This window comes from Desulfobacterales bacterium, assembly GCA_034003325.1.
Taxonomy (GTDB): domain Bacteria; phylum Desulfobacterota; class Desulfobacteria; order Desulfobacterales; family JAFDDL01; genus JAVEYW01.
In genome coordinates, this window is the sequence record JAVEYW010000001.1 from 365,330 (window position 1) to 391,477 (window position 26,148).

33 protein-coding genes and 1 tRNA gene are annotated in these 26,148 nt (G+C 52.8%); 19 read left to right on the plus strand and 15 right to left on the minus strand.

Features of this window, described 5'->3' with window-relative positions:
- Positions 1-15 precede the first annotated feature (15 nt).
- From RBT11_01745 to RBT11_01785, 9 genes are all read right to left on the minus strand, one after another.
- Complete coding sequence (locus RBT11_01745; protein MDX9785470.1) at positions 16-228, minus strand: hypothetical protein; 213 nt, start codon at positions 226-228, stop codon at positions 16-18.
- A complete protein-coding gene (locus tag RBT11_01750; protein ID MDX9785471.1) occupies positions 225-755 on the minus strand; it encodes a DUF1018 domain-containing protein in 531 nt (176 codons plus the stop codon). The genes RBT11_01745 and RBT11_01750 overlap by 4 nt, the downstream gene beginning before the upstream one ends.
- Positions 756-774: 19 nt before the next feature.
- Positions 775-981, minus strand: coding sequence for a hypothetical protein (locus RBT11_01755; GenBank protein ID MDX9785472.1), 207 nt, complete (start codon positions 979-981; stop codon positions 775-777).
- 24 nt (positions 982-1,005) lie between these two features.
- Positions 1,006-1,227 (minus strand): hypothetical protein, encoded by a 222-nt coding sequence (locus RBT11_01760; protein ID MDX9785473.1) that lies wholly within the window; start codon positions 1,225-1,227, stop codon positions 1,006-1,008.
- A 66-nt stretch (positions 1,228-1,293) separates the two neighbouring features.
- Complete coding sequence (locus RBT11_01765; GenBank protein ID MDX9785474.1) at positions 1,294-2,007, minus strand: hypothetical protein; 714 nt, start codon at positions 2,005-2,007, stop codon at positions 1,294-1,296.
- Positions 2,008-2,010: 3 nt separating this feature from the next.
- The gene (locus RBT11_01770; protein MDX9785475.1) at positions 2,011-2,370 is read right to left on the minus strand and encodes a hypothetical protein; all 360 of its coding nucleotides are present in this window, start codon (positions 2,368-2,370) and stop codon (positions 2,011-2,013) included.
- A gap of 446 nt (positions 2,371-2,816) precedes the next feature.
- Positions 2,817-3,374, minus strand: coding sequence for a hypothetical protein (locus RBT11_01775; GenBank protein ID MDX9785476.1), 558 nt, complete (start codon positions 3,372-3,374; stop codon positions 2,817-2,819).
- 5 nt (positions 3,375-3,379) lie between these two features.
- Positions 3,380-4,099, minus strand: a complete 720-nt coding sequence (locus RBT11_01780) for an ATP-binding protein (GenBank protein MDX9785477.1) — start codon at positions 4,097-4,099, stop codon at positions 3,380-3,382.
- Between the two features lie 67 nt (positions 4,100-4,166).
- Positions 4,167-6,377 carry a transposase gene (locus RBT11_01785; protein MDX9785478.1) on the minus strand — a complete coding sequence of 737 codons (2,211 nt, stop codon included), beginning with the start codon at positions 6,375-6,377 and terminating at the stop codon, positions 4,167-4,169.
- 97 nt (positions 6,378-6,474) lie between these two features.
- Here RBT11_01785 and RBT11_01790 point away from each other — a divergent pair, with 97 nt between their 5' ends.
- Positions 6,475-7,116 carry a hypothetical protein gene (locus tag RBT11_01790; GenBank protein ID MDX9785479.1) on the plus strand — a complete coding sequence of 214 codons (642 nt, stop codon included), beginning with the start codon at positions 6,475-6,477 and terminating at the stop codon, positions 7,114-7,116.
- A gap of 9 nt (positions 7,117-7,125) precedes the next feature.
- Here the strand turns inward: RBT11_01790 and RBT11_01795 are convergent, their stop codons facing one another.
- From RBT11_01795 to RBT11_01805, 3 genes are all read right to left on the minus strand, one after another.
- Positions 7,126-7,554 carry a hypothetical protein gene (locus tag RBT11_01795; protein ID MDX9785480.1) on the minus strand — a complete coding sequence of 143 codons (429 nt, stop codon included), beginning with the start codon at positions 7,552-7,554 and terminating at the stop codon, positions 7,126-7,128.
- Positions 7,555-7,649: 95 nt separating this feature from the next.
- Entirely contained in the window at positions 7,650-8,066 is a 417-nt protein-coding gene (locus RBT11_01800) for a hypothetical protein (GenBank protein MDX9785481.1), read from the minus strand.
- A 234-nt stretch (positions 8,067-8,300) separates the two neighbouring features.
- A complete protein-coding gene (locus RBT11_01805; GenBank protein ID MDX9785482.1) occupies positions 8,301-8,582 on the minus strand; it encodes a hypothetical protein in 282 nt (93 codons plus the stop codon).
- A gap of 143 nt (positions 8,583-8,725) precedes the next feature.
- On the opposite strand from RBT11_01805, the gene RBT11_01810 reads away from it, so the two are divergent.
- From RBT11_01810 to RBT11_01820, 3 genes are all read left to right on the plus strand, one after another.
- Positions 8,726-9,433, plus strand: coding sequence for a helix-turn-helix transcriptional regulator (locus RBT11_01810; GenBank protein ID MDX9785483.1), 708 nt, complete (start codon positions 8,726-8,728; stop codon positions 9,431-9,433).
- Between the two features lie 295 nt (positions 9,434-9,728).
- Entirely contained in the window at positions 9,729-10,418 is a 690-nt protein-coding gene (locus RBT11_01815; GenBank protein MDX9785484.1) for a hypothetical protein, read from the plus strand.
- Between the two features lie 34 nt (positions 10,419-10,452).
- On the plus strand, positions 10,453-10,773 hold the full coding sequence (locus RBT11_01820; GenBank protein MDX9785485.1) for a hypothetical protein: 321 nt from the start codon (positions 10,453-10,455) through the stop codon (positions 10,771-10,773).
- Positions 10,774-11,101: 328 nt separating this feature from the next.
- Here RBT11_01820 and RBT11_01825 read toward each other — a convergent pair.
- From RBT11_01825 to RBT11_01835, 3 genes are all read right to left on the minus strand, one after another.
- Positions 11,102-11,175, minus strand: a tRNA-Gln gene (locus tag RBT11_01825).
- 129 nt (positions 11,176-11,304) lie between these two features.
- Positions 11,305-12,714: a glutamate--tRNA ligase gene (gltX, locus tag RBT11_01830; GenBank protein MDX9785486.1), complete on the minus strand. Its 1,410-nt coding sequence runs from the start codon at positions 12,712-12,714 to the stop codon at positions 11,305-11,307.
- Positions 12,715-12,882: 168 nt separating this feature from the next.
- The gene (locus RBT11_01835) at positions 12,883-13,017 is read right to left on the minus strand and encodes a hypothetical protein (protein MDX9785487.1); all 135 of its coding nucleotides are present in this window, start codon (positions 13,015-13,017) and stop codon (positions 12,883-12,885) included.
- A 241-nt stretch (positions 13,018-13,258) separates the two neighbouring features.
- Here RBT11_01835 and rpmF point away from each other — a divergent pair, with 241 nt between their 5' ends.
- The 15 genes from rpmF (at position 13,259) to RBT11_01910 (ending at position 26,145) form a co-directional block, all read left to right on the plus strand.
- Complete coding sequence (gene rpmF, locus RBT11_01840) at positions 13,259-13,441, plus strand: 50S ribosomal protein L32 (protein MDX9785488.1); 183 nt, start codon at positions 13,259-13,261, stop codon at positions 13,439-13,441.
- Positions 13,442-13,447: 6 nt separating this feature from the next.
- Positions 13,448-15,118: an acyl-CoA dehydrogenase family protein gene (locus RBT11_01845; protein ID MDX9785489.1), complete on the plus strand. Its 1,671-nt coding sequence runs from the start codon at positions 13,448-13,450 to the stop codon at positions 15,116-15,118.
- Complete coding sequence (gene fabG, locus RBT11_01850) at positions 15,118-15,882, plus strand: 3-oxoacyl-[acyl-carrier-protein] reductase (protein MDX9785490.1); 765 nt, start codon at positions 15,118-15,120, stop codon at positions 15,880-15,882. The genes RBT11_01845 and fabG overlap by 1 nt, the downstream gene beginning before the upstream one ends.
- 34 nt (positions 15,883-15,916) lie before the next feature.
- Entirely contained in the window at positions 15,917-16,147 is a 231-nt protein-coding gene (gene acpP / locus RBT11_01855; protein MDX9785491.1) for an acyl carrier protein, read from the plus strand.
- A gap of 197 nt (positions 16,148-16,344) precedes the next feature.
- On the plus strand, positions 16,345-17,652 hold the full coding sequence (gene fabF / locus RBT11_01860; protein MDX9785492.1) for a beta-ketoacyl-ACP synthase II: 1,308 nt from the start codon (positions 16,345-16,347) through the stop codon (positions 17,650-17,652).
- A gap of 381 nt (positions 17,653-18,033) precedes the next feature.
- Positions 18,034-18,480, plus strand: a complete 447-nt coding sequence (gene rpiB / locus RBT11_01865; protein MDX9785493.1) for a ribose 5-phosphate isomerase B — start codon at positions 18,034-18,036, stop codon at positions 18,478-18,480.
- A complete protein-coding gene (gene glyA, locus RBT11_01870; protein MDX9785494.1) occupies positions 18,431-19,747 on the plus strand; it encodes a serine hydroxymethyltransferase in 1,317 nt (438 codons plus the stop codon). Before rpiB ends, glyA begins: the two co-directional genes overlap by 50 nt.
- Before the next feature lie 33 nt (positions 19,748-19,780).
- The gene (locus tag RBT11_01875) at positions 19,781-20,257 is read left to right on the plus strand and encodes a cytidine/deoxycytidylate deaminase family protein (protein ID MDX9785495.1); all 477 of its coding nucleotides are present in this window, start codon (positions 19,781-19,783) and stop codon (positions 20,255-20,257) included.
- Positions 20,257-20,736, plus strand: coding sequence for a transcriptional regulator NrdR (nrdR, locus tag RBT11_01880; GenBank protein ID MDX9785496.1), 480 nt, complete (start codon positions 20,257-20,259; stop codon positions 20,734-20,736). The genes RBT11_01875 and nrdR overlap by 1 nt, the downstream gene beginning before the upstream one ends.
- A complete protein-coding gene (ribD, locus tag RBT11_01885) occupies positions 20,733-21,842 on the plus strand; it encodes a bifunctional diaminohydroxyphosphoribosylaminopyrimidine deaminase/5-amino-6-(5-phosphoribosylamino)uracil reductase RibD (GenBank protein ID MDX9785497.1) in 1,110 nt (369 codons plus the stop codon). Before nrdR ends, ribD begins: the two co-directional genes overlap by 4 nt.
- Positions 21,823-22,461 (plus strand): riboflavin synthase, encoded by a 639-nt coding sequence (locus tag RBT11_01890; GenBank protein ID MDX9785498.1) that lies wholly within the window; start codon positions 21,823-21,825, stop codon positions 22,459-22,461. The genes ribD and RBT11_01890 overlap by 20 nt, the downstream gene beginning before the upstream one ends.
- A gap of 76 nt (positions 22,462-22,537) precedes the next feature.
- Complete coding sequence (locus tag RBT11_01895) at positions 22,538-23,752, plus strand: bifunctional 3,4-dihydroxy-2-butanone-4-phosphate synthase/GTP cyclohydrolase II (GenBank protein ID MDX9785499.1); 1,215 nt, start codon at positions 22,538-22,540, stop codon at positions 23,750-23,752.
- A gap of 64 nt (positions 23,753-23,816) precedes the next feature.
- Positions 23,817-24,290 carry a 6,7-dimethyl-8-ribityllumazine synthase gene (gene ribE, locus RBT11_01900; GenBank protein MDX9785500.1) on the plus strand — a complete coding sequence of 158 codons (474 nt, stop codon included), beginning with the start codon at positions 23,817-23,819 and terminating at the stop codon, positions 24,288-24,290.
- Positions 24,291-24,293: 3 nt separating this feature from the next.
- Positions 24,294-24,779 carry a transcription antitermination factor NusB gene (gene nusB / locus RBT11_01905; protein MDX9785501.1) on the plus strand — a complete coding sequence of 162 codons (486 nt, stop codon included), beginning with the start codon at positions 24,294-24,296 and terminating at the stop codon, positions 24,777-24,779.
- Positions 24,769-26,145, plus strand: a complete 1,377-nt coding sequence (locus RBT11_01910) for a TrpB-like pyridoxal phosphate-dependent enzyme (protein ID MDX9785502.1) — start codon at positions 24,769-24,771, stop codon at positions 26,143-26,145. Before nusB ends, RBT11_01910 begins: the two co-directional genes overlap by 11 nt.
- The last annotated feature ends 3 nt before the right edge of the window (positions 26,146-26,148 follow it).

Here is a 26,148-nt window from a genome sequence, read left to right on the forward strand (position 1 = left end):
TCTTCCCCCCTTTCGCTATCGGTCCAAAAGCCCCATCAACAAAGGGGCGACCTTGTCCCTCGAAACGCGGGCGCAAAACTTCTTCCCCCGCATTGTGATACTCGTATTGTCTCCGGCAAACGTCCGCAGCGCGCTGGTATAATCACTCTCCGCGAATACAACCCCGCGCTCCCGCTCATCGGTCGACAGGTCGAACACGCCGGATACGCATATGATTTTTATTTTCATTCCTCGCTACCCCTTTCCGCGGCCGCATCCCGCCGCGCCTGCCGTTTCTGATACACAGCCAGCATCTGCACGATTTTAAGCAGCGCCTTCGTATCGCACCACTCCACCGTATCCACGCCGAATCGCTTCTTCGCGATTGCGTCCGCATACTTCCACGGCAGTTTTTTGTCCGCCAGAATCGCGCCGATCTTCGAGACCAGCCCCCGCTTGTGCCCCGGCACCTCCAACGGCCGCTTGGTCGATGCCACCGGCCGGTCCCCATCCCCCTTTTGCCAGTCCCGGTCCGCGGCCGGCACGCGCGGGTTGAACAGTTTCACCCCCCGTTTCTGCAAATGCGTGATCACCTCCGCGCGCTCGCCCAGCGTGAGATCCGCGAAAGAATCGATGCGCTCTCGCCCGGCAATCTCCCGGAAGAGCCCGATCCAGTCATCCTTTCTCTCCTGGTAGGGCATTCCGGCGAACTGGCACCCTCTATGAAAAATTTTATTCTGGGCGCCGTAAATCGCGCCCGTGGTCTGCATCGCCATGGTTTTTTCCCTCCCCGTTTTACCGTGAACTTACAAGCCGCAAGCGTTTCTCATCGGATCGCCCCGGCCGGGGCGTATCGGACACGCAAACCCAATCCAACGGCATCACCCAGACAGACAACGGCGTCACCACTGCGGACCCGCACACCGGGCACAAACCGGCCTCATTGGATGCAAACACCTCGTCACAGTTGCTGCATATCGATGTATTTCTAACCTTTGCCATATGCTTCCTCCTCTTCGCCGCGGATTAAGCGGCCGTCGTTGTTTCTGCGCTGTTAAATGACAATCCCGCCGCGGCGTGCTTCAGCTCGGCGGCCTCGATCCGCTTCATGATTTTCGTAACCGCGCAGATGGCGGTCTGCCTGGCCGCGCGCGCCTGCTCTGTTTTCACCTCCCATTTCGTCAGGCATCTGAAGGCTTCCCGCGCCGACGCATGGATCGAATCAACCGCTTCTTGTTGTATCTGCATATCCGCCTCCTGCTTTTCGATATGGGGGCGTATGCGCTACGCCCCCATAATGCTATTATCAGGCCGCTATCCGAGCACTGTGACAGTAGGTAATTCTTTGATAAAATAGGATTTGATACTATCGATCGCGGCGAGCTTCCACTCCCCGCCGTCAGCCGTATGCAGGCTGAATTGCGGCGGCTGGCCATCTTCCTGCCGCCACATGCGATAAACGAATTTTGCCTCGGGCTGTTCAACCTCCAGAAAGGTTCGGAAGGGTTTTAACGCCACGGGGTTAGGCACGCTGATCTCCTCTTTTCGGGCGATACCGACACGCGCCGTTACCCGCTGGGTGACCCCGTCATCCTCATTGGTCCGAACGGCCTCATCCGTAACGGTGCCGGTAACCTTTAGAACGGGCGCAAGATCCGGCGTCGCGGCAAAGCCCGTTTGCAACCATATGCTGAAGGCTTCCTGGCTCAGCTTTTTGTTAAATGGATATTCGTCTGTAACCAGCCGGCATTCCGCAAACACTTCGCGTTGTCTGAATCCACCGAACAGGGCGGAGCAAAGCGCTACCTTTTCATGGCTTACCACATGAATCATTACCCTATCCAAGGGGAGGCCATCCACATCCGCCCGTATGTAGTCAACCAGCCCGGTAAGCGTATGCATAACCAGCGGCTGTGCCGCAGGCGCTAAGACGGGCAGCAATTGCTTGTCACTGTATGAACGGTCACCCATCTCAACCATCGCCGGATCGTTCAGCGCACATATTCTATCAATCAATTTTGAAAGCATCGTCTACCTCCCCGCCGCTTTGGTTTTAAAATCAGTTACATTCTCAGGCGCACTTTCAGGCGCTTGCCGTTTTTGGCGTTCCCGCGCTTCGGCGGCGCCGCTCAAAGCACGCCCGATTTCAACCTGCGTTATCTGCTCAATATCCGGTGCCAGCTTCGGCACCGCCTGATAGGAAATCTGCCCGAAATCCCTATCATCGCTCGGCTTGATCTTGATCTTCAGCGTTACCTCGCGAACGGTTTTTGCATCTGTGTTGGGGTCAACGATGTTGTCGAATACCCGTTGCAGGGCAATGTCCACCGCCTCAATAACGGCGCCGTCATTCAGTGTTGCCAGCGATACGGTGTTTGTCTTTGTTTGCATGTTCATATTCTCCTTGGTAATATACTGGTGTTTGTTTTGGCCGGTTCTCCCGGGCGGCTACCCGGTGGACACGGCACCATGCCGTGCTGTCCGGCCTGTGATTCCCAGGCGCGGTTGGTTTTTTTCCAGCCGCGCCGCTTCCCGTTTTTTTTACAAAAGTACCTCCTCTCCTGGTTAAGTTGTGGCCAACGTTGCGCAGACTGAGTTGTCAGCCATCCAGATAAATGCTAAAATCGCTCCTAACATCGCGTAAACGCTCGTAATGTTTTGGGCGGGCCATAATATCTTTGTATAGTCTAAGCTGGGTTTTCGCTGTTTGGATACATTCGTGCGGGATGGCACTTTCCTTGGCGTGGACCCTCCACCAAACGGCTGACCACAAATAAACTTTTGGCCACGGGCAGTTAGAATGCATGAATCCAATAAACATTCGCGATAGCGCGATGTCATTTTGTCGCTGTATCATTGCGGCCCTCCTCATCATCCGAAAGCGCAGTCCGAGCCGCATCGATCGCCTGTGCCGCCTCATCCAAGGCCTTAAGCGCCATCCGGTGCCGCCTCAAATATTCGGCCTTATCCTCGTTCGCGGGCATCACCACCGGGTCGGAGATCATCATATATTTCCCGTTGTCCATCATTCTCACAATATTGCGACGGGTCAGCATCAACAGCCACTCCTGCGCATATAGAAGGCTTGCGCCCGCAAGCTCCTGCAAATCCTCAATGCTCACCACCCGCCGCGCCCGCAGCAACCGCCACATCACCAGGCGTTTTTCCGGCGGGGCGCTCCTGCCCTTCCCGGCATACCGGTAAACACCGGACCCGATTCGCTCTACTTCGCCAGTCTTTCTGAAATCACACAGCACGCGATACAACGGCCCTTTGTCGGCGTCAGAAATCAGATCCAGCGCAAGGGCTATATCGGCCACGGTTAATTCCCGCCCCCCTCGGCCCATCTCCTCCATCATTTTTCTCACTTTATCTGCAAATCCCCACCCCGCCATGATGATCACCTCCCGTGAAGGCCCGCCTTGGTTGCGATCGTGGCCATTTCCTCGGTCACATCCGTAGTCTGCTTGGCGTTACAAATCTGCACCAGCGCCAGTGTGTCTCGCCGCACCAGCCTGAAATCTCCTTTGGATGACCCGTGAAGAATCTGCGCCACCTGGGGAGACAGTTTTAGCCCGGTGGCTTCCAGCGCGTAGAGCATGATGTCGCTCACATGAATCGGCTGAAACTCGATTTGCTGGTAAACCCGAGACCACCCCCGTTTGTTGTGGCCTATCTTTTCTGGAAGCCGCTCCTCTCCGACCAGAACGAACGCGGAGAGGCTCATGTCACTTAAATCCCTCACCAGGTCGATGAAAGTGTCGGGCAATTTATCGATCTCATCGAGAAAGACCGGCCGGGGCCGCTCGATGAGGGCATCGATTACCGCCATATAACAGGGGCCTTTGCGCTTCGGCGGCGTGAGGATTCCCACCTCCCGGCATAGGGCTTGAAGAAAATCCGTCTCACTATGCCGCCAGATGGTCGCCATGCGCTGATACACGCAATCGTGATGGGCCTGGTACCACTGGCTCGTTCGGGTTTTACCGCGGCCTGCCGGTCCAGACACCAGGCCCAGGCGCCCCTCGCCGTCCGCCATGGAAAGGCCATCCATCATAACCGCGAAGTTCCGGACGTTTTTCGTTTTGACAAATGTCGGTTGAAATTGTACGGGTTTCATTACGTTTTGTTCCCTCCTTTGTGGGGATGTTGTGGGTCCGGGTGTTTCAGCACCCGGGCCCGGTTTTTTATCTGGCGGCCACTTCCACCTGATACTCTATAACCATCTGCGCCCGGTGCATTTCAAAATGATCCGAATAGCGCGCATATTCCGCCGTCTGCTCGTAAAATTTCATGAACGCCTGCCATTCCTTCGGGATTAACCAGCCGCGCACCTCGAACTCGATGAGCTTGTACATCCGGTCCATGTCCCTCATTCCGGAAAGTTTTGCCCATTCAAGCGCGGTCTCATCAACCCGTTCCGGCGTATATTCTTCTTCCTCTACTTCTTCAGGAAGCTTGGCGTTCATTGCCTTAAGCCCTTCAAGCTCGGCTAATATTTTCTTCTCATCCGATGCCGTCATCACCGCCGGTTTTTCGGGCGCCGGCAGGGCGAGGACCTTTCCGCCGGTTTGAACCATCTCGATACCGGCCGCCGCCAGTTGTCGCCGATGCTCCGGCAGCACCGTCTCTTCAAGGAAATCCCTCGTGAGCCGGGAGGCTTCTTTTTCCTGATGTTTTTTCAGCTCGATGTGATCGGTAAGTCTTTTCCGGTCGGCATCCGTCCCTAAAATGGTGGCCGCCGGATGGACCTTATCAACGGGGGTCGCTTCGCACAGAAACTCGCCGTCCGGTGTGAACACATACACCGCCGATTTATCCTGAAGGTCGTAGCGGATCATGACGGAATGGCGCCGGCCATAGAGCGCCGGGTGATAGTAGTTCTGTTTAAACAGCCGGATACCGTTCTGGTGAATATGCTTGATCTCCATGCTCATCATCAGATATCGAAGCTCAACGGGGTCCACCCCCTGGCCGCGCTCGGCAAGGTACCACTCGTTCGGGGTCGTTCCATCCAAATGGCCTGTTTGCGGGCGGCCGGCGTATGTATCAAACCATGCGGCAAGGGCTATGTGCGCCTGCTCCAGGGTGATGCACCCATCGCCCATCACCTTGGCGTAGGCTTTTCGATGCAGGCGCTCTCCTCGCATCATTCGGGCGGGCTTGTTCTCGATGTTGTTACCGACATAGGTCGGAACCCAGCGCTCAAACTCTCCCGTCGTACCGAAAAACCGTTCGATCGTCTTACTTTGCCCGTGATACGGCCAGGCGAAGATGGTGCCGATGCCGAGGCGATCAAAAAGCCCCGTAAATCCTTCCTGGTCGAAGTCAACCCCGTTGAAAAATTTGGATTTAAAGGCTTTCCCGTTATCGAGATAGGCCATCTTCGGGTATTTACCGAGCCGCATAATGGCCCGCCGAAGTGCGGATGCGATGGCTTGGGTGTTTTCGGTCGGCATGATCTCCCAGCCCATGGGGTAGTTACTCTTCATGTCGTACCAGAGAATGAGCGTCATCCGCCGGGGTTTGCCGATCCAGGGGTCGAGGATGTCGAAGTTCAGCACATGCCCGTCCGCCACCAGGATGTCGCCGACGTTGATCAGGCTGTAATCCCGCTCGATATAGAAGGCGCACTCATCGTTCCATGCCTTTGCGCCTTTGCGGTTGAAGGTCCAGAAGTGATGGTTGGTGGATATCCAGTCCTGGAGCCACCGGCGGTAGGTCGCCTCGGACGCCCAGTCGCCAAGCCCCTTTGTCTCTATTACGGCGCTCGCCATCCGGATCGCGGCGGCGATGGTCGGTTTGTTCGGATGCAGCACGCATTTTAAAAGGATGTCGGTTTGAACCTTTGAAAGCGTCCTTTTCCCCCGGCGGGCGCGGCCCCTGGTGTCGGCCAGCGCCATGGTTTCCATGCCGGCGGCGCTGACTTTGCGCTTCCATCCTTCGATTGTTTTCCAGCTCACCGGCCCCAGCGCGCCGAAAAGCTTCGGATAGGCAAGTCCGGTATTGTAGGCCGTCATGAAACCGTCTCGGGCCTTTTCCTTCCCGCCCCATCCTGGCCGCTTAAGGGCGGCAAGATACAGCCGGAGAAGATCCGCCTTCGCCATGGCTTTATCAATTTTCGCCTGGGGAAGGGACGCCGGATCGATGGCGGCCCGTTTCGCGGGAAGCCCCGCCGCCTCATCCGCCGGGGCCACCTGGGTCTGCTTCTGATACCAGATCATGACCGCTACCCGGACATCCTCCGGGAGGTGCTCGAAGGTGAAAAGCTTCTGGCACCCACCAATGACGGTCTTATTTTCAAACGCCCATTTTTCTTTTTGGGCGCGTTTCCTTACGAACCGGCATCCGGTTTGGAGTGCACCCGCTATTTCTGAGGCTGTGAGGCTATCTTTCATGATTTTGTCCCATTGACCCGTCAACATCATATCCGCTATGATGCCATCTCACGTTACGCACCCAATAAGTCTTCAGCTAGATCAGCGAGGTCCTGTAATGAATAGTCCCGGTGATGTTTTTGGGTTAGAACGCATATCCGACCTGAATATCCTGGCGTTACGCAGCAAAATGGATAAGAAGGCACTTTTTCTAAAAAATACGATGCGTCCCCCGTACAAAAAACCTCGGCTGCCTTTTGGCGAAAAGTCCGCAAAAGTTCATCGTCCGCTGCAATCGCTGAAAATAGCCCATGCATGGATGGTGATGAGCATTGTAAACATTCAAGAACATCTTCCAGACGAGCTTCTTCTATGCTCCTTGATATATACGCCCGAACTTTATTTCGGGTCTGTTGGCTATCCCCCCGGTGTTTGGAAAGAGTATTTGAAGGCTGATAGCGATGTCCCGTGGCTTGTTTCCGGCTTCTACGTCCGGGATGTTGCGCTCCGTAAGCTTTCTGCGTTTTCATTTGATCTATCTCCTCTCGCTCCGTTCGAAAAAGGGTTGTCGTTTAGTGAAACCGGGCTTTCATCTTCCGACGTAAAGACGCTCGGATATGCCGCTGATTTTTACAACGGATGCGTAGATGATCTTCATACGAACGGGTTTTTCGTTTTTCCTAAAGTATTTGTTGATGCCTTTGATGGGTTACACTTCTTCCCTTTGACCCCCGGGGGGAGCCTGTTAGCCGAAATATAACGATCTGGATCAATCCCACTTAGATTCTATTTGGCGTGCAATTCGATTCGATTTGCGGGCAACGCGTTTGTTCTTCGCCCAAACCAGAAGTTCTTGATCTTCCGGACCGATGATGCGGAACCCAAGCGGTTTCGCGAGCACATCCATCGGGCTGCTGTCCCCTGCAACCGCGCAAAAAATCGGCAGCGCCTGGAGCGTGACAAACCGGCTGGTATCCTGTGGGTTCAACCACTTTTCCATCGTGTCCTTACTCAGCGCCTCACTGTTCCCGTTCGTCAGTTTGACCCCGAAACGACCGGCCAGGTCATTCATCATGTCCACGATTTGGGCAACGGATTTTCCGCTCTTTTTTGCCGCCGACTGCATGGCCTCTTTTAACGGTTTGAACACATTAAAAGTGGGTGCGTCGAACAAGGAAAGTTGGGTATGGTGGGCCATTTTTATGCCTTTTGTCCGTAAATCCTGGTCAAGCTGTCCAATTTTTAGGCCTAATCGGACGTTGACCGATTAAAAAAATGGGTTTATAAGTTAACTTAACGATAGCCCTTCACTTTTGGTTGATTACGCTCGGTGGTCGGGCGTCTGCATCGAAAATGGTCATCAAAATATCGACGGCTGGAATCGCTGATCTTGAAACCGGAGAGTTCAATAAGTTCGTCTATTGAGACCTGGCCGATTTGGCGGTAATCGTCATAAGGGACGTTCTCGACAACAAGCAAACTTAAGAAGTGCCAGATTGCATGCACGCGGTCATTGAGGTCTGGAAAATTAGAACGGAGGATTGCCGATGAAAAAACTTCCGAGCGCGCAGGATCTTCTTGAAAAGTCGGATCATTTTCTTGAACAAAAGACGACGTTTCAGAAGGCTTATCCGCAATTGACACACCTTGATTTGGAGGTGACGGCGACCCCGAATGGGTTTGGTCGAGCAGAGAGGTATAATTACTCATTGCAACATTCTCCTGGAAACTTTTCTCCCTGCCCCAATCCGAATTGTACGGGGGGAGGGTTCGACATTGGTTGGTTTCTCCACGATTTAATTTCCAAAAAGCAAAAATCCGGGGAATCCGCGAATAAGGGCTGTGTCGGTCGTGAACGCATGGGGCGTAACGCATCCCGTTCTTGCTACTATATGTTTAAAGCCAAGGCCTCTCTCAAGTATGCGGCCGATGGGGAACAGGCTATCAAGCAGCATCCCTGACCTCTTTCGGACCGCAAAACGGCCGGCCCTGCTTTCTGGGCTCGCTATATATATAGGTAGAAGGCCAGATGGTTTTAACGTCCATATTGATGGCGGAAGCGATACCACGCCGGACCCGATCGGATACCGTCAAGCCGTCGATCACCCTGTTGATCATGCTTGGCGACACGCATAACCGCCTGGCAAGCTCGGCCTGCGTCACTTTGGCAAGCAACATCGCCACCCTGATTTCTTGAGGAGACATGTCTTTGGGTTCTTTTTTCATAAGGCCTCTTTTTGGGTTTGAATTGAGTGTTTGAGTTAATTATTTTTTTAGGCCAAATTTTTACTGATGTCAACCCTAAAAGTATATTTTTTTTGGTCACACCTTTAATTTTTTACGCACCTACCGGTATTTATTTTTAACATATGGATAAAATAACAAAAAACCTCGGCGCAACCGCCCAAGAATCTGGTCACAGCTTTGGTCACACCTTGGACGAAAAAAGGTGTGACCAAAATTTTGCTGACAGATTAAAGTCTCGGCGTGAATTTTTAGGGCTTACTCAAGAGACTCTTGCGCATAAAGCAGATGTTACGAAGGCGACCATCCAAAATTACGAATATGGTAAACCTCCAAAGGGTGATGCGGTTGTAAAAATATCTAAGGCGTTAAGATGTACCACGGACTGGCTTTTAATAGGTGAGGGTGACCCGAACGGACCGGTAACAAAAGAAATTGGTAACGAAATTGATTGCGTCACCAAACAGAAACAGGCCGAACCCGTTGAAAAACAGGCAAGGATACATAATGCTGAAGATTTTAAAATAACCGATATGGTTACTAAAACCATGGAGATACTCGAATCTGAAACGATTTTTAGGACGGCGCTGGCCAGCAATATAAACGCCTTCCACCAAGCCCTTAAATTTGAGGCAGGGCAAAAGGCCCGGGATGACCGAATGGCCGAGATGGAACGGCGGATGGATTCCCAGGACCGCCGCCAGGGCGAGCTTGAAGCAGCAAATACGGAGTTGCGTAAGGAAAACGGGAAGCTGAAGGAGGAATTGGGGGATTTGCAACAGCGGTTGGCGGACCGGGGAAGTGGTCTGCTTGACGCCGCGAACCATCGTTGACGCTCGGTAGGGGTTGCAGTCTGACCGCCCGGGCGGGCTTGATATACGCATGTTCCCAAAGCGGGCTGCTCTGGGACCAAAACCACACATACATCACAGACGGGAACACGATATATCTAACAAAATCAATCATCGGCACCCACTTAAATTAAACAATAGGTATTTCTAACAGGCGCAAAATAGGCACTTATGCCTATTGTGCCATACCCCACCATTAATGCTATACAAAAAGCCATCCCCCCCCAACTTTGCTCAATAATGAATCGCCCATATTGTATGGTAGGAGTACTTAAAAATGCATGACACTTCAACCCTCTCTTGTTTAACAGATAAAAAAAATGTAACCCATTTAAATTTCGCGATAATTATTGTCTTTATTTTAACTGCCGCTTATGGATGCTCTGGGAAATATGGTTTGTTCGGCCCTGGGCCTTTTGAAGTCGTTGAGGCAGATACAAGATTCAGCAATCAAAAAGGCCCAATCCTGATGAGCCGAAACAATAGAATTTCAACAAAATCAATAACTGGCGGCGTCCACATTGATGATAGTGGTGTTTTTATTAATCCAACGGTGATGAAGGCCAAGGATACCGGAGAGATCATCTCTCTTTGGCTCTCAATTTTTAATAAAACGTTCTACGATACAAAGTTTGGGGGCAGCAACACACTTGGCGTGATGTCTAACATCACCTTTTTATTAAATAACAATCAAACCATATCATTACCAATTAAGAATGGTGATGTATCGTGGGGCGATAAGGCACAATATAACAATGTCAGCAAATCAGCATCCTCGACTATAATTGAATCCGGGACAGCTTTCATTTCTGTCAATCAATACCATGATATAGTTGCCGCAGATTCGTTGGCTGTCCAAATACAAGGTTCAAAGCGTTCAGTCACTTACGAATTCCAGGATATTTCTGCCTCATTCCTTAATAATCTCAAAATGTTTTTTAGTGAATACGTGAAGCAGGAAGAATAAAAATTTATCCGTTGACCAAACAAAGGAGGGTGTTATGAAAAATCTTTTTGTTGTTGCTATTGCGTGCGCTCTCGTAATGGCATCGTGCCACACAGCTTTCGCTGGAAGTCAACCTTCAGGCGGCCTCAAAGCTGTGGATTTGATTTTTGTAAGGCCTGTTAGTTTAGCCGTGGCCATAGGCTCGACATTAACCCTGGCTGGCATTTCGCTCCCGGTTTATTTAGTAGGTATGGGTAAGCCCGCCATCGAAATCATGGTAAAAGCCCCATGGCGCTTCACAAACGCCCGCCCCCTCGGAGCTTTCGGCCACTATAAAGATAACCGGCCTATTATGGAGATCCCTGACAATATTTAAAACAATCGGCCGAACATTAATCTGGTTTTTCTGAGATAACCTGCAAATCTAATCCCGATTCGGTATCTGTTCGGCCAAATTTCTCATTTTAAAAATCACGCCCTAAACCACCCAATTACCAAAACATCCTCCAATATAACCTACCAATATCCCAAAGCATCCCACACAATCCCACCCAATCCCGCCCCAAATCTATTTTTCTTAGTTAATCTGTCAATTCACATCCAAAATCCCATATGCACATATGTAATTTCGTCCGCGGACCGGAGGAGGACCGGAGATGAAAAAAGGGCTACGGCGTTTTTTGCCGTAACCCTTTGATTTCTTTTGGCTGGGAGACAAGGATTCGAACCTTGGTTGACGGAGTCAGAGTCCGTAGTCCTGCCGCTGGACGATCTCCCATCAAATTGTGCGCGACCTTATAACAGCGAAAAGGTGGAGTCAATAAAAATATGGCGCGGCGCGGGCCGCGCTAAGCGGTTGGATGCACGCTTTCCGTCGGCCCGCGAGCCCTCGGATTTCAAAAAAGAATCAGCTTTCCGGGCGGCTTGCCATGAACGCCCTGGCCGCTTTGAGCCGGACCAGGGTTCGGTCTTTGCCGAGCACTGCGATGATCTCAAAAATCCCGGGGCTTACCGTGGTGCCGGTTAATGCCAGTCGGACCGGTTGCGCGATTTTGCCCAGTTTTAAGCCGGTTGCCTCCATAACGGAAAGGAAAGCGGCTTCCAGGTTTTCGTGCGTGAACGGGTCAAGCGCTTCCAGTTTTGCGATAAGGTGTTCCATCGGTTCCAGCGCCGCCCGGTTCAGGAATTTCTGAGCGCCTTTTTCTTCGTAGGTTGTGATTTCCCGATAGTAAAACCCGGCCATTTCCGCCATTTCCTTCAGCGTTTTGCTGCGTGGCTGAAGGGTTTCAATGACCCCCTCGAGGTATTCTCCAGGTAGGGCATCATAGCCTTTTTCAAGCAAAAAAGGCATGAGATGGGGCGTTAACGCGGCCGGGGAAGCGGCCTGAATATGATCGGCGTTGAGGGCGAGTAGCTTTTCGGGATTGAATACACCGGCAGAGCGGCCGATATTTTCAATGGAAAATTTTTCAATCAGTTCGGCTCGGGTGAAGAATTCCTGATCCCCGTGAGACCAACCAAGGCGCACCAGGTAATTGATCATGGCGTCGGGCAAAATGCCCTCGTCCCGGTAGGCCGTGACCGAGGTGGCGCCGTGCCGTTTACTGAGGCGGGTCTTGTCATGACCGAGAACCATGGGCACATGGCCGAAGGTCGGCAAGGGGTGGCCCAGGGCCTTAAAAAGAAGAATTTGCTTAGGCGAATTGTTAACATGATCATCGCCCCGAATGACGGTGTTGATTCCCATGGTGATATCGTCCACGACCACAGCCAGGTTGTAGGTGGGACTTCCGTCACTGCGGCAAATGATGAAGTCGTCCAGTTCGGCATTTTGAAATACGATATTGCCCTTGATGACATCCGGCAAGATGGTGGTGCCAAGTTCGGGCGCTTTAAACCGCACCACGGCCTTGTCGGTTTTGCTCAGATTTTTATTGCGGCAGGTTCCGTCGTATTTGGGTTTGCCTCCTTCTGCCTTGGCCTTTTCCCGCATGGCTTCTACTTCTTCGGGCAAACAGGTACAGTAATAGGCATGTCCGCTGTCAAGCAGCTTTTGAATATATTCCAAATAAATATCGGTTCGTTTGGATTGAAAAAACGGTCCGGAATCCCATTCGATGCCGAGCCATTCAAGCGCTTCAAAAATGGCGTCCACGGAAGCATCCGTGCTTCGGGCCGCGTCCGTATCCTCGATTCTGAGCACAAACTCGCCCTTCATGTGCCGGGCGTAAAGCCAGTTGAACAAGGCCGTGCGCGCGCCGCCTAAGTGTAAAAACCCAGAGGGGCTGGGTGGAAATCTGGTAATGATTTTTTTCATGGGTTGTGTCACCTTAATTTGCTAAGCCGGGGTCGAGTCGCGGAAGGGAAATCGCAATTAATGTTCTGCCTGATGTCTGAACAGGGCCGCCGGGAATAGCTTGATAGTAATTAATGTATAGCAAAAATACAATTTAACAAACTTATATTATTATATATTTAGCTTTTTTTACTCTGATTTGTAAAAGATTAAATAAGCAATATGAAACCGACTGACGCCTGCGCCGGTGACGGGAAAAGCCGATGCCATACCATCAAAAAAATGGCGTTTTACTGGGTACTGTACCGGCTCGTCCTCATTCATTTTTGATTCCATCGCTTAAGATACTATATCGTTTTAATAAGTTATGTTTATATATGCTTTGGCGCCATAACCTGTTGCCTTCCATAGCACAGAGCCCGGGACAGTACAACCGATGAAATAAAAAAATGACAGATAAGGGTTGACTTTCGAGCGGTTTTCAATTACTAAAACGGCTGCATCGGGATAAGTGAATCCTTTGCAGATGCTTTAAAAATAATTACAAATAGTTAGGAGATTACTCATGGCGGTACCAAAGAGAAAGAAATCCAAGTCGAAGCGGGACATGCGGCGAACGCACCAGAAAACGGACGCCCCAAATGTTTCCACATGCCCCCAGTGCGGCGAGGCCAAGCTGCCGCATCATGCCTGCAAGGAGTGTGGTGAATATAAAGGAAGAACTGTAATAGAAACCAAAGAGGACTAGTCGCTTATGTCAGGAAGGACGCCGGGAACGCAGGCTTCATTGCAGGGGTTGAATGCGCAATCGCTGCAGATGGTTTTGGATACGGTTAAAGATCTGAAAAAACGATTGTTGACCAAAGAAAATATCCTGGAGTACGACAAAACGGAAACATTTCCGGAAAAAACGATCCGGCGCATGTTGAAACCGGATGTGGGGTTGCAACTCTTGTTTATTCCCGAGGCCTACGGCGGGGTTGGCGCCGGGACGAGGGATTGCTGTAAGGTGATTCGGGAAGTATCTAAAATATGCCTCGGCATCTCCACGGGGGTCTTTGCCATTCAGCTAGGCGCGGATCCGCTTCTTGTGGGGGGTACCGAAGAACAAAAGGCCAAATGGCTCGGCATGATCGCCGATGGAAAAGCGCTGGTGGCCTATGCCGTGACTGAGCCGGAAGCTGGCAGCAACCTGGCGGCGTTAACGACCCAGGCCAACCCCGTGGTAAATGATGCCGGCGAGATCACCGGATATAAAGTGAACGGAAGCAAAATTTTCATTTCCAACGGCGGGTACGCCGATTTTATCACGCTGCTGGCCGACACACCGGAAGGCCCCACCTTTTTTGTTGTTGAAAAGGGAACGCCTGGTTTTGAACAGGCCAAGGGCGAGGAAAAGCATGGTATCCGGGCATCCAACACCTCCCCGCTTTACTTCAGCGATGTGTTCGTGCCGGTGGAAAACATTGTCGGCGGTGTGCCGGGCAAGGGGCTTCAGCAGGCCAACAAGGTCTTCGGCTATACGCGATTGATGGTGGGCGCCATGGGCCTGGGCGCTGCGGATAAAGCCCTTGAGATTGTGATTGCGTATGCAAAGGAGCGGATTCAGTTCGGTGGTCCCCTATCCGAAAAGCAGGGGTATACGCATAAACTGGTTGTTCCCAATGCAGTGCGCATCGAAGCCGGCTCCGCGCATCTGGATGAGATCGGCACCCGGTTGGACAGCGGGGAATACGATCTTCAGGTGGAAGGCTCCATCAACAAATATTTTTGTACCGAGGCAGCCAATAAAGCCGCCGACGATGCGGTGCAGGCACTGGGCGGATACGGCTACATCTGTGAATATGAGGTGGAAAAGATTCGCAGGGATGCCAAGATCACTACAATCTACGAAGGCACGAGCGAAATTCAGCAAAACATCATCAGCACCTTTCGGTGGAAAAACACGCGAAAAACCAAAGGTGCTTTTTACCGGGAAATCGGTGATGAAATGCTGGCGCTTGAAACGGAGTTGGGCAACGGCGGCTACCGGTTCTGCGGACTGGCGGCGCATGCGCTCAATGCCACCATCGATCTTGCGCACCATCACCGGCTCACCCGTGAGCAGTATCTCATGTTCCAGTTGGCGGATATGATGACCTATGTCGAAGTGGGGGCTGCGCTGGCCAGAAAAGCGGCTCGACTCACCCGCGCCGGGGATGCTGCGGCGGAAAAGTTTGCGGCCATGTCGCGAATTTTTGCGCGGGAAACTGCTCAGTTGATAACCAAAAATGCCATGGGAATACTGCTCGGAACGGATGCCATTGATGAGGCGACTATCGCCGAATTTAAAGCGGCGGTTTCTTTGGATGCCCTGGTATCATGCCAGCAGGGCAGTTTGGCGGATATGAACCTGGTGGCGGATAAATTATTTGCGAGGAAATGATGAGCGATCAGACAAAACGGACCGTAGTCGTCACCGGCGGCTCCAGAGGGATTGGGCGGGCCATTTGCAGGGAATTGGCCGGCGATGGCGTTTTCATTTACTTCAATTATTTTAACCCCGGGGACCCGGAAGGCGAAAAAGCGGCCGCCGCCGAAACGGAAAAAATCGTGATGGATTTCGGCGCAACGGCTTACAGCGAAAGTGTGGATGTGACTTCCGGCGCGGCCCTGGCGGCTTTTTTTAAGAAGGTGGTGGAGGGTACCGGCCGCATCGATGTGTTGGTGAACAATGCCGGCATTACTCGGGATAGTCTAATAGCCCGAATGAAAGAAGATGTCTGGGACAGTGTCATCGACATTAACCTCAAGGGGGTTTTTCGCTGTACGCAACTGGCCGCAAAAGTCATGATGTCTCAGCGTTGCGGCAGCATCGTCAACATTGCCTCCATCAGCGGCGTCCTCGGCACGGCCGGGCAGGCCAATTATGCGGCATCCAAGGCCGGCGTGATTGCCTTGACGAAAGTTTCAGCCCGGGAGCTGGCAGGTCGAAATGTGACGGTCAACGCTGTGGCGCCGGGGTTTATTATAACCGATATGACGGCGGTGCTTTCGGATAAAGTCAAAGATGCCTATATCGAACAAATTCCGTTGAAACGGGGCGGCACGCCGGAAGATATCGCCAAGGCGGTGGCGTTTCTCGTTTCCGAGAGCGCGGCTTACATTACCGGTCAGGTGCTTCATGTCAACGGTGGTATGTATATGTAATCATCAATTTAGAAAAAAGAAGGAGAGTAGATCCATGTCCGTTGAGGATAAAGTAAAAAAAATAATTGCCGAAAAGCTGAGTGTCGATCTGGAAGAAGTTGTGCCCGAAGCTTCCTTTGTGGATGATTTGGGGGCTGATTCTTTGGATCTGGTGGAGCTGATCATGTCCATGGAAGAAGAATTCGACATTGAAATTTCTGACGAAAAAGCGGAGCAAATGGTAACGGTCAAAGACGCGATCGATTACGTATTGGCTAATTCATAATTAATGCGTTCGGAAAACGGATTGCCCGGATTGGCGGCATAACGCCGTGCTTTACTGAAGCCCGGGCCGGTTTGGGCAATCGCTGGCCGTGAGTCTTTATTATTCCTTTTTCCCATTCAAGAAGGCGCCGGTGTGCTACATTTGGAATGTCTGATGCCGAGAAGCTGAAAGCGCTTCCTTTTTGCGGGAACGCTTGAATGGGATTTTTTAAAGTCCATGGAATCATCGCAAGGGCTTTCCGGGCACTGTATGAGGAGGTCTGTTTGGACAGGCGGGTGGTTATTACCGGTGTCGGACTCGTGACGCCGTTGGGAATTGGGACTGAGGAAACTTGGTCGGCGCTGTGCGCCGGAAAATCGGGAATTGCCGAAGTGACGAGGTTTAATGCTTCCGCGTTTGACACCAAGATCGCCGGAGAGGTCAAAAATTTCGACCCGGCTGATTTTCTTTCGAAAAAGGAGGCACGGCGAACGCAGTTGTTCATCTGTTACGCCATTGCCGCCACCCGAATGGCGCTTGATGATTCAAAATTTGTGATCGATGAGCGAAATGCGAACCGGGTCGGCGTCTTGACGGGCTGCGGGCTCGGTGGACTGGCGATGATGGAAGACAGCCTTCGCACGCTCGACACCAAAGGGCCGAATCGCGTATCGCCGTTTTTTATTCCCATGATGATCGGCAACATGGCGCCGGGAATGGTATCCATTCAATTCGGCGCCAAAGGACCCAATGCGTCGATTGCAACGGCATGTGCCGCCGGCACGCACGCAGTGGGGGATGCCTATAAATTGGTGAAATACGGTGTGGCCGATGCCATGATCACCGGCGGGGTGGAGTCCGTGATCACGCAGACTTGTTTTGCAGGGTTTAATGCAATGAAAGCCCTCTCCACCCGGAACGATGAGCCGCAAAAGGCCTCAAGACCTTTTGACCGGGATCGGGACGGATTTGTGGTGGGCGAAGGCGCTGGCATTTTGATTATCGAACCCCTCGATAGCGCCCGGGAACGGGGTGCCAAAATTTATGCGGAGATTATCGGTTACGGCATGAGCGGGGACGGGCACCACATCTCAGCACCCGCGCCGGGCGGCGAAGGCATGGCTCGTTGTATGCAAGCCGCGCTGGATGACGCGGGGATTGGCTACAGGGATGTAGACTATATCAATGCTCACGGCACCTCCACGCAGCTCAACGATTATTATGAAACGCAGGCGATTAAAACCGTATATAAGGACAGGGCCAAGATCGTCCCCGTCAGTTCCACCAAATCCATGACCGGGCATCTGTTGGGCGGCGCCGGCGGGGTTGAAGCCGTTTTTTCCGCGCTTGCCATTGATCGGGGGATTCTGCCGCCGACCATTAATCTGGATAACCCCGATGATGACTGCGATCTGGATTATGTGCCCAAGGTGGCCCGAAAGGCGGAGGTGAAAACCGTTATGAGCAATTCCTTCGGATTTGGCGGCACCAACGCCTGTCTGGTGCTTCGAAAAGTGACGGATTGAACCGGATCACGCTTTAGCCCTTTATCAGAAACATGCACGTTTTTGCGTGTATGTTCACTGAAGGTGAAAGATGGTTTTTATGCCTCCCAGCATCCAAGCCTTCCAGCATCCAGCTTTGCCGGATTAGGTTGATGCGGCGGAGCACGGGTGCTGCTCCGCCGCTCGATAATGATTGCCCGCCACAGAATCCCCCCCCCCTCAAGCCCCGTGCCAATGCGCCTCTTCCCGTCGGGTAAAACATAAGTTTTTTTCTTGCGATATCAAAATTATCAGACTATTAAAAAAGTTTACGCGATTGATGGGCGCAAATAGTGCTACCGGTCGAATTCGCGAATGCTAATCCGTTTCGGCGGCTCTACCACGGCCCGCCCAGGGGGGAAAATGGAAAATAAGGAAACGGCCATTGTTATCGGATGTGATCATGCGGCCATTGCGTTAAAGGAGCAAATTAAAGCCTATTTAGTATCCCGCGGAATGACGGTTCACGATATCGGCACGTACTCGGAGGCCTCTGTGGATTATACGGATTTCGGTATTCAGCTGGCCCAATTGATTTCATCGGGTGAATTTAGTCGGGGGATTTTGCTTTGCGGCACCGGCATCGGCATGTCCATGGTCGCAAACCGGTTTTCAAATGTGCGTGCCGCGTTATGCAACGATCTGTTTTCGGCCCGAATGAGCCGGCAGCATAATGATGCCAATGTGCTGGTCATGGGCGCCCGGGTCATCGGGGATATACTGGCGATGGAAATTTTGAATATTTGGCTGGAGACGCCCTATGAAGGGGGACGGCATCAGCGCCGGCTCGATAAGTTTAACCAACTATAACACCATAAAGGCGAGAAGCGTGAACTCGAATTTATCCATAATTGAAAAAGTTGACCCTGCGGTTGCCAGGGCCATTGCGGATGAGACCGAAAGGCAGGAAACGACGCTGGAGCTGATCGCGTCGGAGAATATCGCCAGTCCCGCAGTCATGGCGGCTCAGGGCGGCATTATGACCAATAAATATGCCGAGGGTTATCCGGGGAAAAGATATTACGGCGGCTGTGAAAACGTGGATGTGGCGGAAACATTGGCCATCGAGCGTGCGCAGAAACTATTCCATGCCGAATATACCAATGTGCAGCCCCATTCCGGCTCTCAGGCTAACATGGCGGTCTATTTTGCCCTTCTGGAGCCGGGAGATGTGGTGCTGGGAATGAATCTTTCCCACGGCGGCCATCTGACGCACGGCAGTCCGGTCAGTTTTTCGGGGCGGCTGTTTAAGTTCGTGCATTACGGCGTCAATCCCGACACCGGTATCATTGATTATGAGGCGCTTGCCGCCTTAGCAAAGCAGCACCGGCCCCGCATGATTGTTGCCGGTGCGAGCGCATACCCTCGAATTCTCGAATTTGAGGCGTTCGGACGCATTGCGCGTTCCGTGGACGCTTTTCTGATGGTGGACATGGCCCATATCGCGGGGCTGGTGGCGGCAGAGCTGCATCCTTCGCCGGTACCCATGGCCGATGTCGTGACCTCCACCACGCACAAAACCCTGCGGGGACCTCGGGGCGGGTTGATTTTGTCCAAAACCGCGTATGGAGAAAAACTCGGGAAACAGATTTTCCCGGGCATTCAAGGGGGGCCGCTCATGCATGTAATTGCCGCCAAAGCGGTGGCGTTTCAGGAAGCCCTTTTGGATTCCTTTCGGGTTTATCAGCAGCAGGTGTTGAAAAACGCGAAAGCCCTGGCCGGCCACTTGATGGCGGCAGGAATTGATCTTGTGTCCGGCGGGACGGATAACCATCTAATGCTGGCGAATTTGACCCGCCTGAAGATTAGCGGAAAAGATGCAGAGATCGTGCTGCATCGGGCCGGCATTACGGTGAATAAAAATTCGATACCCGGAGAAAAACTCAGCCCCTTTGTGACCAGCGGCATTCGCATCGGTACGCCGGCGATTACCACACGCGGCATGAAGGAACCGGAAATGGCCGATATTTCAGGCTTTATTATGGACGTTTTAACGCATCCCGAAGATACGGCGCGCATTGTTGGCGTGAGAGAAAAGGTGCGAGCGCTTTGCGCCGCATTTCCGTTATATGCGTAAGTTTCCATCTTTAGCGCGATAGGAGGCATGAACATGCCGGAGGGACGGACACGGCCGTCTTGGGAGACGTATTTTATGGAGATCACCACACTTGTGGCCAAACGCTCCACCTGTCGTCGTCGCGCCGTGGGCGCAATTATCGTAAAAGACAAACGAATTTTGAGCACCGGCTACAATGGAGCACCCACCGGCACCCGCCACTGCATTGATATCGGATGTCTGCGCGAAGAGCTGAATATCGCCTCGGGCCAGCGTCACGAGCTTTGCCGTGCCATCCATGCCGAGCAGAACGCCATCATTCAAGCAGCCTACCATGGGGTGAGTGTCAAGGGCGCCACGCTTTTTTGCACCCATTTGCCCTGTGCGATATGCGCCAAGATGATCATCAACGCGGGGATCAAAAAAATATTTTATCAATCCGGGTACGCGGATGAAATGTCGATCGGGTTGCTGGCGGAAGCGGGGGTTGAATTGATTCAACTGAACGTGCCGGAAAAACAGGAGGCCTAATGAAATGCCCATTTTGTGGAGAGCTTGATAACAAGGTCATTGATTCCAGGCTGAGCAAGGACGGAAATGTGATTCGTCGAAGACGGGAATGCCTTGTATGTGAAAGACGGTTCACCACTTATGAGCATATCGAGGAAATCCCCATCATGATTGTCAAAAAGGACGGGCGCAGGGAGGTCTTTTCCCGGGAAAAGGTGCGCTCGGGCATGCAGCGGGCCTGTGAAAAGCGAAACATCAGCATGAACGTGATCGAAGAGAGCATTGATGAGTTGGAGCGTGATCTGCGGGAAACCGGAAAAAAGGAAATTTCTTCGAGCATGCTCGGTGAATGGGTGATGGAAGCGCTTCACAAAATGGATGATGTGGCCTATGTCCGATTTGCCTCGGTTTATCGGGAATTTAAGGATGTGAACGATTTCGTGGAAGAACTCAAGAGTCTGCTCAGCGTGGGAAAGAGCTCGACGATAGACGCAAAATGATGACGGATAACGACTACATGGCCATGGCGCTGGCGCTCGCCGAAAAAGGGACCGGGTATGTGTCCCCCAACCCCCTGGTGGGTGCAGTTGTCGTTAAAGACGGGGTTGTGGTCGGAAAGGGATATCACGAGGCGGTCGGAAAAGCCCACGCCGAAGTGAATGCGTTAAACGATGCCGGGGAAAAAGCCGTTGGCGCGACGCTCTATGTGACCCTTGAGCCCTGCAATCATACGGGCAGAACCCCGCCGTGTACCGAGAAAATACTAAGGTCCGGGATTAAAAAGGTCGTGGTGGCCATGAGCGATCCGAACCCCCGCGTGACCGGCGGCGGCATCGAACGGCTGCGGGCCGAAGGCATCGAGGTGATAACGGGGGTGTGTGAAGCCCGCGCAGCAAAGCTCAATGAAAGTTTCACCAAGTTCATTCTTACCGGGCTACCGTTTGTGGTGTTAAAATGCGCGGCCACGCTGGATGGCCGAATTGCCACCCGCACTGGGGACGCCCACTGGGTCACCGGGCCGGCTTCCCGGGAGTTTGTACACCGGTTACGCCATGCGCTGGACGGCATTTTAGTGGGTATCGGCACGGTACGGGCCGATGATCCCAGCCTGACAACGCGACTTGAAAACGGAACGGGCCGTGATCCGGTGCGGATTATTCTGGATTCAAAACTGAGTCTGTCGGAAACGGCGAATGTGTTGCGGCTTAAATCCGATTCTGATACTATTATTGTCTGCGGTTCTGAGGCACCGGACGAAAAAGTGGACCGACTCACGCGGCAAAACGGGGTGCGGGTGCTTAAAGCGCCTCTGAAAGAAAACCGAATTGATTTGGTCGCTCTGATGCCGCTTCTGGGCGGGTTGGGCATGACGAGCCTGCTGGTGGAAGGCGGGGCTCGGGTGCTGGCGTCGGCGCTTGCGGCGAAGGTTGCCGATAAGATCATGTTTTTCTACGCCCCTAAAATTTTGGGGGGTGACGACGGGGTTCCGATATGCTGCGGGCCGGGGCCGGAAAAAATGGCAGATTGCGTATCGGTGCAAAACCTGGAAGTTCACCGTTTCGGTGAGGATGTGATGCTGGAAGGCTATGTTTACGGGAATAATTGAAGGCATGGGCTCCGTGGCGGGGATTCGGCCGTCCGGCCAGGGCAAGCGGTTTGCCGTTAATGCGGGTTTTTCGCTGGCCGATAGCCGTATCGGGGACAGCATTGCCGTTAATGGGGCCTGCCTGACAGCCATTGTGATAGACGGAAGCCGGTTTGAAGCGGATGTGTCCCCTGAAACGCTGTCCAAAACCGTTTTCGGCGGAATTCGAATCGGCGACCGGGTGAATCTGGAGCGAGCGCTTCGGTTATCCGATCGGATCGACGGGCACCTGGTCTCGGGACATGTGGATGGGGTGGGCGCCCTTCAAAGCCGCCGGACATTGGGGAACGCCGTTTTGATTCGAGTATCCGTGCCACCGGCCTTGGGCCGGTATATGATTCAGAAGGGGTCTGTGGCCGTGGACGGCATCAGCCTGACCATTAATGCCTGTGGCGATGATTTTTTTGAAATCAGCATTATTCCGCATACCGCCATGCTCACGACCATTGGATTTAAAAAACCGGGGGACCCGGTGAATATCGAAACCGATATGATCGGTAAATATGTGGAACGATTTATGCGGGGAAAACCCGCCGGGGGCATCGATAGGCAGTTTCTTGCAACATCGGGTTTTCTTTGAATATGAATTTTTCATCGGCCTTAACTCAACAGCCTTTCGTTGAGGCCGGATTAGATACAGTGGGAGAATTTTTATTATGCCGACAATTTCAATTGAACAAGCGATTAAAGACATTCGGGACGGCAAGATGGTCATCCTGACCGACGATGAAGACCGCGAAAACGAAGGCGATCTAACCATGGCGGCCGACGCCGTAACGCCCGAAGCAATCAATTTCATGGCAAAGTACGGCCGGGGACTGATTTGCCTTTCCATGACCGGTGAAAAGTGTGATTCGCTGGACTTGCCACTCATGGTGTATAACAATCAGTCGCAATTCCAGACCGGATTTACCGTGTCCATCGAGGCGCGATGTGGGGTTACCACCGGGATTTCAGCGGCGGATCGAGCGCGAACCATTCAGGCGGCAGTGGCCGATAACGCAAAACCCACTGATTTGGTGCGGCCGGGGCATATTTTTCCGCTTCGGGCCAAAAAGGGCGGCGTGATTGTGCGAACCGGTCAAACCGAAGGGTCCGTGGATCTGGCCCGACTGGCCGGTAGAAAGCCTGCGGGCGTGATTTGCGAGATCATGGATGAGGACGGCACCATGGCCAGAATGCCGGCACTTGAAAAATTTAGCGAGGAACACGGCATCGGCATTTGCACCATCGCTGATTTGATCGAATACAGAATGCGCACTGAAAGCTTTGTGCATAAAGCCGCCGAAACCACCATTCCCACCTCCATTGCCGGGGAATTCAGGTGCATTGTTTATGAAAACGATGTGGACGATTTGCTTCAGATTGCGCTGATCAAGGGGGAGATTTCACCGGATAAGCCGGTACTGGTCCGAGTGCATTCCGAATGTCTGACCGGTGATATTTTTGGTTCCCTGCGCTGCGATTGCCGGGGACAGCTTCACAAGGCCATGAAAATGGTCGAAGAAGAGGGCGCCGGAATCGTGCTCTATGTCCGTCAGGAAGGCCGCGGGATAGGGCTCGTGAATAAGATCAAGGCCTATGCCCTTCAGGATAAGGGGCTTGATACGGTGGAAGCCAATGAGAAGCTCGGGTTTGGCGGTGATTTGAGAAACTACGGCATTGGCGCCCAAATTCTGGCGGAACTCGGGGTCCGAAAAATGCGGCTGATGACCAACAACCCGAAGAAAATGGTGGGGTTGGAAGGCTATGGCATTAAGGTGGTGGAGCAGGTGCCCATCGAAATCGAACCCAATCAATACAACAAATGCTATCTGGAATGCAAAAAGCTGAAGATGGGGCATTTGTTGAATGTGGATACGGTTCCGTGAATCCGGTTGGTCCGTTAATGGAGGCACGTCGGAATGGCAACGGTTACAAAGAGAGGAATGAGGAATGCCGAACGTATATGAAGGGGGATATCTTGCCTCGGGCAAGAAGTTTGCGATCGTGGTGAGCCGTTTTAACGATTTCATCACCGAAAAACTGGTGGGGGGCGCCATCGACGCCCTGGTTCGTTGCGGCGGAAAAGATGAGGACATCGATATTGTAAAGGTGCCGGGAGCCTTTGAAATTCCGCTTATCGCAAAGAAAATGGTGGAAAAGAAAAAATATAATGCCGTTATTTGCCTGGGCGCGGTCATTCGGGGCGCGACGCCTCATTTCGACTATGTGGCCTCAGAGGTTACCAAGGGAATCGCTGTGGTCAGTCTCGAGTCCAGCACCCCGGTTATCTTCGGTATCGTTACCACCGATACCATTGAGCAGGCGATTGAGCGGGCCGGCACCAAAGCGGGCAACAAGGGATGGAGTGCCGCCATGAGTGCCGTGGAGATGGCCAATGTGGTGGACGCCATTAACCGGGTGTGATGCATGGGCAATCGCCGCAAGTCACGGGAGTTGGCCTTACAGGCGCTCTTTTACATTGATGCGAGCAAGGAAAATGCCATAACCGCATTGAGGCATTTTTGCGATACGTTTACCCCGCCCCGGGTGGCGCGTCCCTTTTTCATGAAGCTGGTAGGCGGTGTCGTCTGCGCCCAGGCCGATATAGACAACCTGCTGATACGGTTTTCCAGTCACTGGAAGCTCGGGCGCATGTCCTGTGTCGATCGAAATATTCTTCGCATCGCGGTTTTCGAGTTATTTTGCTGCCAGGACATTCCCGCGAAGGTGTCCATCAATGAGGCCATTGATATCGGGAAAAAATATGGGACCGAAGACTCCGGCGCGTTTATAAACGGAATTCTGGACAGCATTCGTCTGGCGATGGAGACCGAAGGTCTTCAAATCGAGATCGGCCCCTTACCGGAAGAATTTATCGAAATTCAAGTTCAAGGAGAAGACAATGGAGAATAGAAGAATTTTGCTCAGAGAAGACGAGATGCCGACCCAGTGGTATAATATTCTGGCGGATATTAAAATGAATCCACCATTGGGCCCGGATGGTAAACCGATTTCACCGGACGCCCTGGCGCCCGTTTTTCCGATGAATATCATTGAGCAGGAAGTCAGCACGGCACGCTGGATCGATATTCCAGAAGAGGTGCTCGGCGTGCTTCGGCTCTGGCGCCCTTCTCCATTGGTTCGCGCCCGAAATCTGGAAAAACTGCTGGGAACCCCCGCCAGGATTTATTATAAGGACGAGAGTGTCAGCCCGCCGGGAAGCCATAAGCCCAATACCGCTGTCGCGCAGGCTTACTACAACAAGCAGTTCGGAATTAAACGGATCACCACGGAAACTGGCGCCGGTCAGTGGGGCAGCGCGCTTTCCTTTGCCTGTGCGCAGTTCGGCCTGGAGTGCAAGGTGTTCATGGTTCGGATCAGTTTTTCGCAAAAGCCGTACCGCAAATCCATGATGGAAGTTTGGGGGGGCAAATGTGTTCCCAGCCCGAGCCCCGAAACCGCCGCCGGGCGGGAAGTGCTCGCGCGGGATCCGGACACGCCGGGCAGTTTGGGCATTGCCATCAGCGAGGCCATCGAGGCGGCGGTGGCGGATACAACCGGCCAGACCCGCTATTCCCTTGGCAGTGTGCTGAACCATGTGTGCCTCCATCAGACCATCATCGGACTGGAAGCAAAAAAACAATTGGAAAAAGTGGGCGAATACCCCGATATCGTCATCGGTTGCGCCGGCGGCGGCAGCAATTTTGCCGGTCTCGCCTTTCCGTTTGTTCTGGATAAAATCAACGGAAAAGAAATTGAAATCTATCCGGTGGAGCCCGCGGCGTGCCCCACATTGACACGGGCGCCCTTTGCCTATGATCATGGCGATTCAGCGGGCTATACGCCGCTGCTGCCCATGTACAGCCTTGGCCACAACTTCGTGCCGCCGCCGATTCATGCCGGCGGGTTGCGCTATCACGGCATGGCGCCGACCGTCAGCCAGGTCGTCGCGGAAGGTCTCGCGACCCCCAAATCGGCCCTTCAGCTTCCCTGTTATGAGGCCGGGCTCATGTTTGCGCGCACGCAAGGGACGATACCGGCGCCGGAGACGACCCATGCGCTGGCCCAGGTCATTATAGAGGCGAAAAAGGCCAAGGAAGAAGGCAAGGAAAAGGTGATCCTTTTCAATTGGAGCGGTCATGGCCTGCTTGATTTAGGTGCCTATGAGAAATACTTCTCAGGGGATGTGACCAATTTCCATCTGGGGGACGAAGAAATCGAACGGGCGGAAAAGGTTTTCGAAAATTACCCAAAGCCGGCCATGCTGAAAAGCCGGTGATGG

Bases quoted from the DNA above. Each gene is read 5' to 3' on its own strand.
- RBT11_01745 (MDX9785470.1), bottom strand. From the start codon at position 228: ATGAAAATAAAAATCATATGCGTATCCGGCGTGTTCGACCTGTCGACC.
- RBT11_01750 (MDX9785471.1), bottom strand. From the start codon at position 755: ATGGCGATGCAGACCACGGGCGCGATTTACGGCGCCCAGAATAAAATT.
- RBT11_01755 (MDX9785472.1), bottom strand. From the start codon at position 981: ATGGCAAAGGTTAGAAATACATCGATATGCAGCAACTGTGACGAGGTG.
- RBT11_01760 (MDX9785473.1), bottom strand. From the start codon at position 1,227: ATGCAGATACAACAAGAAGCGGTTGATTCGATCCATGCGTCGGCGCGG.
- RBT11_01765 (MDX9785474.1), bottom strand. From the start codon at position 2,007: ATGCTTTCAAAATTGATTGATAGAATATGTGCGCTGAACGATCCGGCG.
- RBT11_01770 (MDX9785475.1), bottom strand. From the start codon at position 2,370: ATGCAAACAAAGACAAACACCGTATCGCTGGCAACACTGAATGACGGC.
- RBT11_01775 (MDX9785476.1), bottom strand. From the start codon at position 3,374: ATGGCGGGGTGGGGATTTGCAGATAAAGTGAGAAAAATGATGGAGGAG.
- RBT11_01780 (MDX9785477.1), bottom strand. From the start codon at position 4,099: ATGAAACCCGTACAATTTCAACCGACATTTGTCAAAACGAAAAACGTC.
- RBT11_01785 (MDX9785478.1), bottom strand. From the start codon at position 6,377: ATGAAAGATAGCCTCACAGCCTCAGAAATAGCGGGTGCACTCCAAACC.
- RBT11_01790 (MDX9785479.1), top strand. From the start codon at position 6,475: ATGAATAGTCCCGGTGATGTTTTTGGGTTAGAACGCATATCCGACCTG.
- RBT11_01795 (MDX9785480.1), bottom strand. From the start codon at position 7,554: ATGGCCCACCATACCCAACTTTCCTTGTTCGACGCACCCACTTTTAAT.
- RBT11_01800 (MDX9785481.1), bottom strand. From the start codon at position 8,066: ATGAGTAATTATACCTCTCTGCTCGACCAAACCCATTCGGGGTCGCCG.
- RBT11_01805 (MDX9785482.1), bottom strand. From the start codon at position 8,582: ATGAAAAAAGAACCCAAAGACATGTCTCCTCAAGAAATCAGGGTGGCG.
- RBT11_01810 (MDX9785483.1), top strand. From the start codon at position 8,726: ATGGATAAAATAACAAAAAACCTCGGCGCAACCGCCCAAGAATCTGGT.
- RBT11_01815 (MDX9785484.1), top strand. From the start codon at position 9,729: ATGCATGACACTTCAACCCTCTCTTGTTTAACAGATAAAAAAAATGTA.
- RBT11_01820 (MDX9785485.1), top strand. From the start codon at position 10,453: ATGAAAAATCTTTTTGTTGTTGCTATTGCGTGCGCTCTCGTAATGGCA.
- gltX (MDX9785486.1), bottom strand. From the start codon at position 12,714: ATGAAAAAAATCATTACCAGATTTCCACCCAGCCCCTCTGGGTTTTTA.
- RBT11_01835 (MDX9785487.1), bottom strand. From the start codon at position 13,017: ATGAATGAGGACGAGCCGGTACAGTACCCAGTAAAACGCCATTTTTTT.
- rpmF (MDX9785488.1), top strand. From the start codon at position 13,259: ATGGCGGTACCAAAGAGAAAGAAATCCAAGTCGAAGCGGGACATGCGG.
- RBT11_01845 (MDX9785489.1), top strand. From the start codon at position 13,448: ATGTCAGGAAGGACGCCGGGAACGCAGGCTTCATTGCAGGGGTTGAAT.
- fabG (MDX9785490.1), top strand. From the start codon at position 15,118: ATGAGCGATCAGACAAAACGGACCGTAGTCGTCACCGGCGGCTCCAGA.
- acpP (MDX9785491.1), top strand. From the start codon at position 15,917: ATGTCCGTTGAGGATAAAGTAAAAAAAATAATTGCCGAAAAGCTGAGT.
- fabF (MDX9785492.1), top strand. From the start codon at position 16,345: ATGGGATTTTTTAAAGTCCATGGAATCATCGCAAGGGCTTTCCGGGCA.
- rpiB (MDX9785493.1), top strand. From the start codon at position 18,034: ATGGAAAATAAGGAAACGGCCATTGTTATCGGATGTGATCATGCGGCC.
- glyA (MDX9785494.1), top strand. From the start codon at position 18,431: ATGAAGGGGGACGGCATCAGCGCCGGCTCGATAAGTTTAACCAACTAT.
- RBT11_01875 (MDX9785495.1), top strand. From the start codon at position 19,781: ATGCCGGAGGGACGGACACGGCCGTCTTGGGAGACGTATTTTATGGAG.
- nrdR (MDX9785496.1), top strand. From the start codon at position 20,257: ATGAAATGCCCATTTTGTGGAGAGCTTGATAACAAGGTCATTGATTCC.
- ribD (MDX9785497.1), top strand. From the start codon at position 20,733: ATGATGACGGATAACGACTACATGGCCATGGCGCTGGCGCTCGCCGAA.
- RBT11_01890 (MDX9785498.1), top strand. From the start codon at position 21,823: ATGTTTACGGGAATAATTGAAGGCATGGGCTCCGTGGCGGGGATTCGG.
- RBT11_01895 (MDX9785499.1), top strand. From the start codon at position 22,538: ATGCCGACAATTTCAATTGAACAAGCGATTAAAGACATTCGGGACGGC.
- ribE (MDX9785500.1), top strand. From the start codon at position 23,817: ATGCCGAACGTATATGAAGGGGGATATCTTGCCTCGGGCAAGAAGTTT.
- nusB (MDX9785501.1), top strand. From the start codon at position 24,294: ATGGGCAATCGCCGCAAGTCACGGGAGTTGGCCTTACAGGCGCTCTTT.
- RBT11_01910 (MDX9785502.1), top strand. From the start codon at position 24,769: ATGGAGAATAGAAGAATTTTGCTCAGAGAAGACGAGATGCCGACCCAG.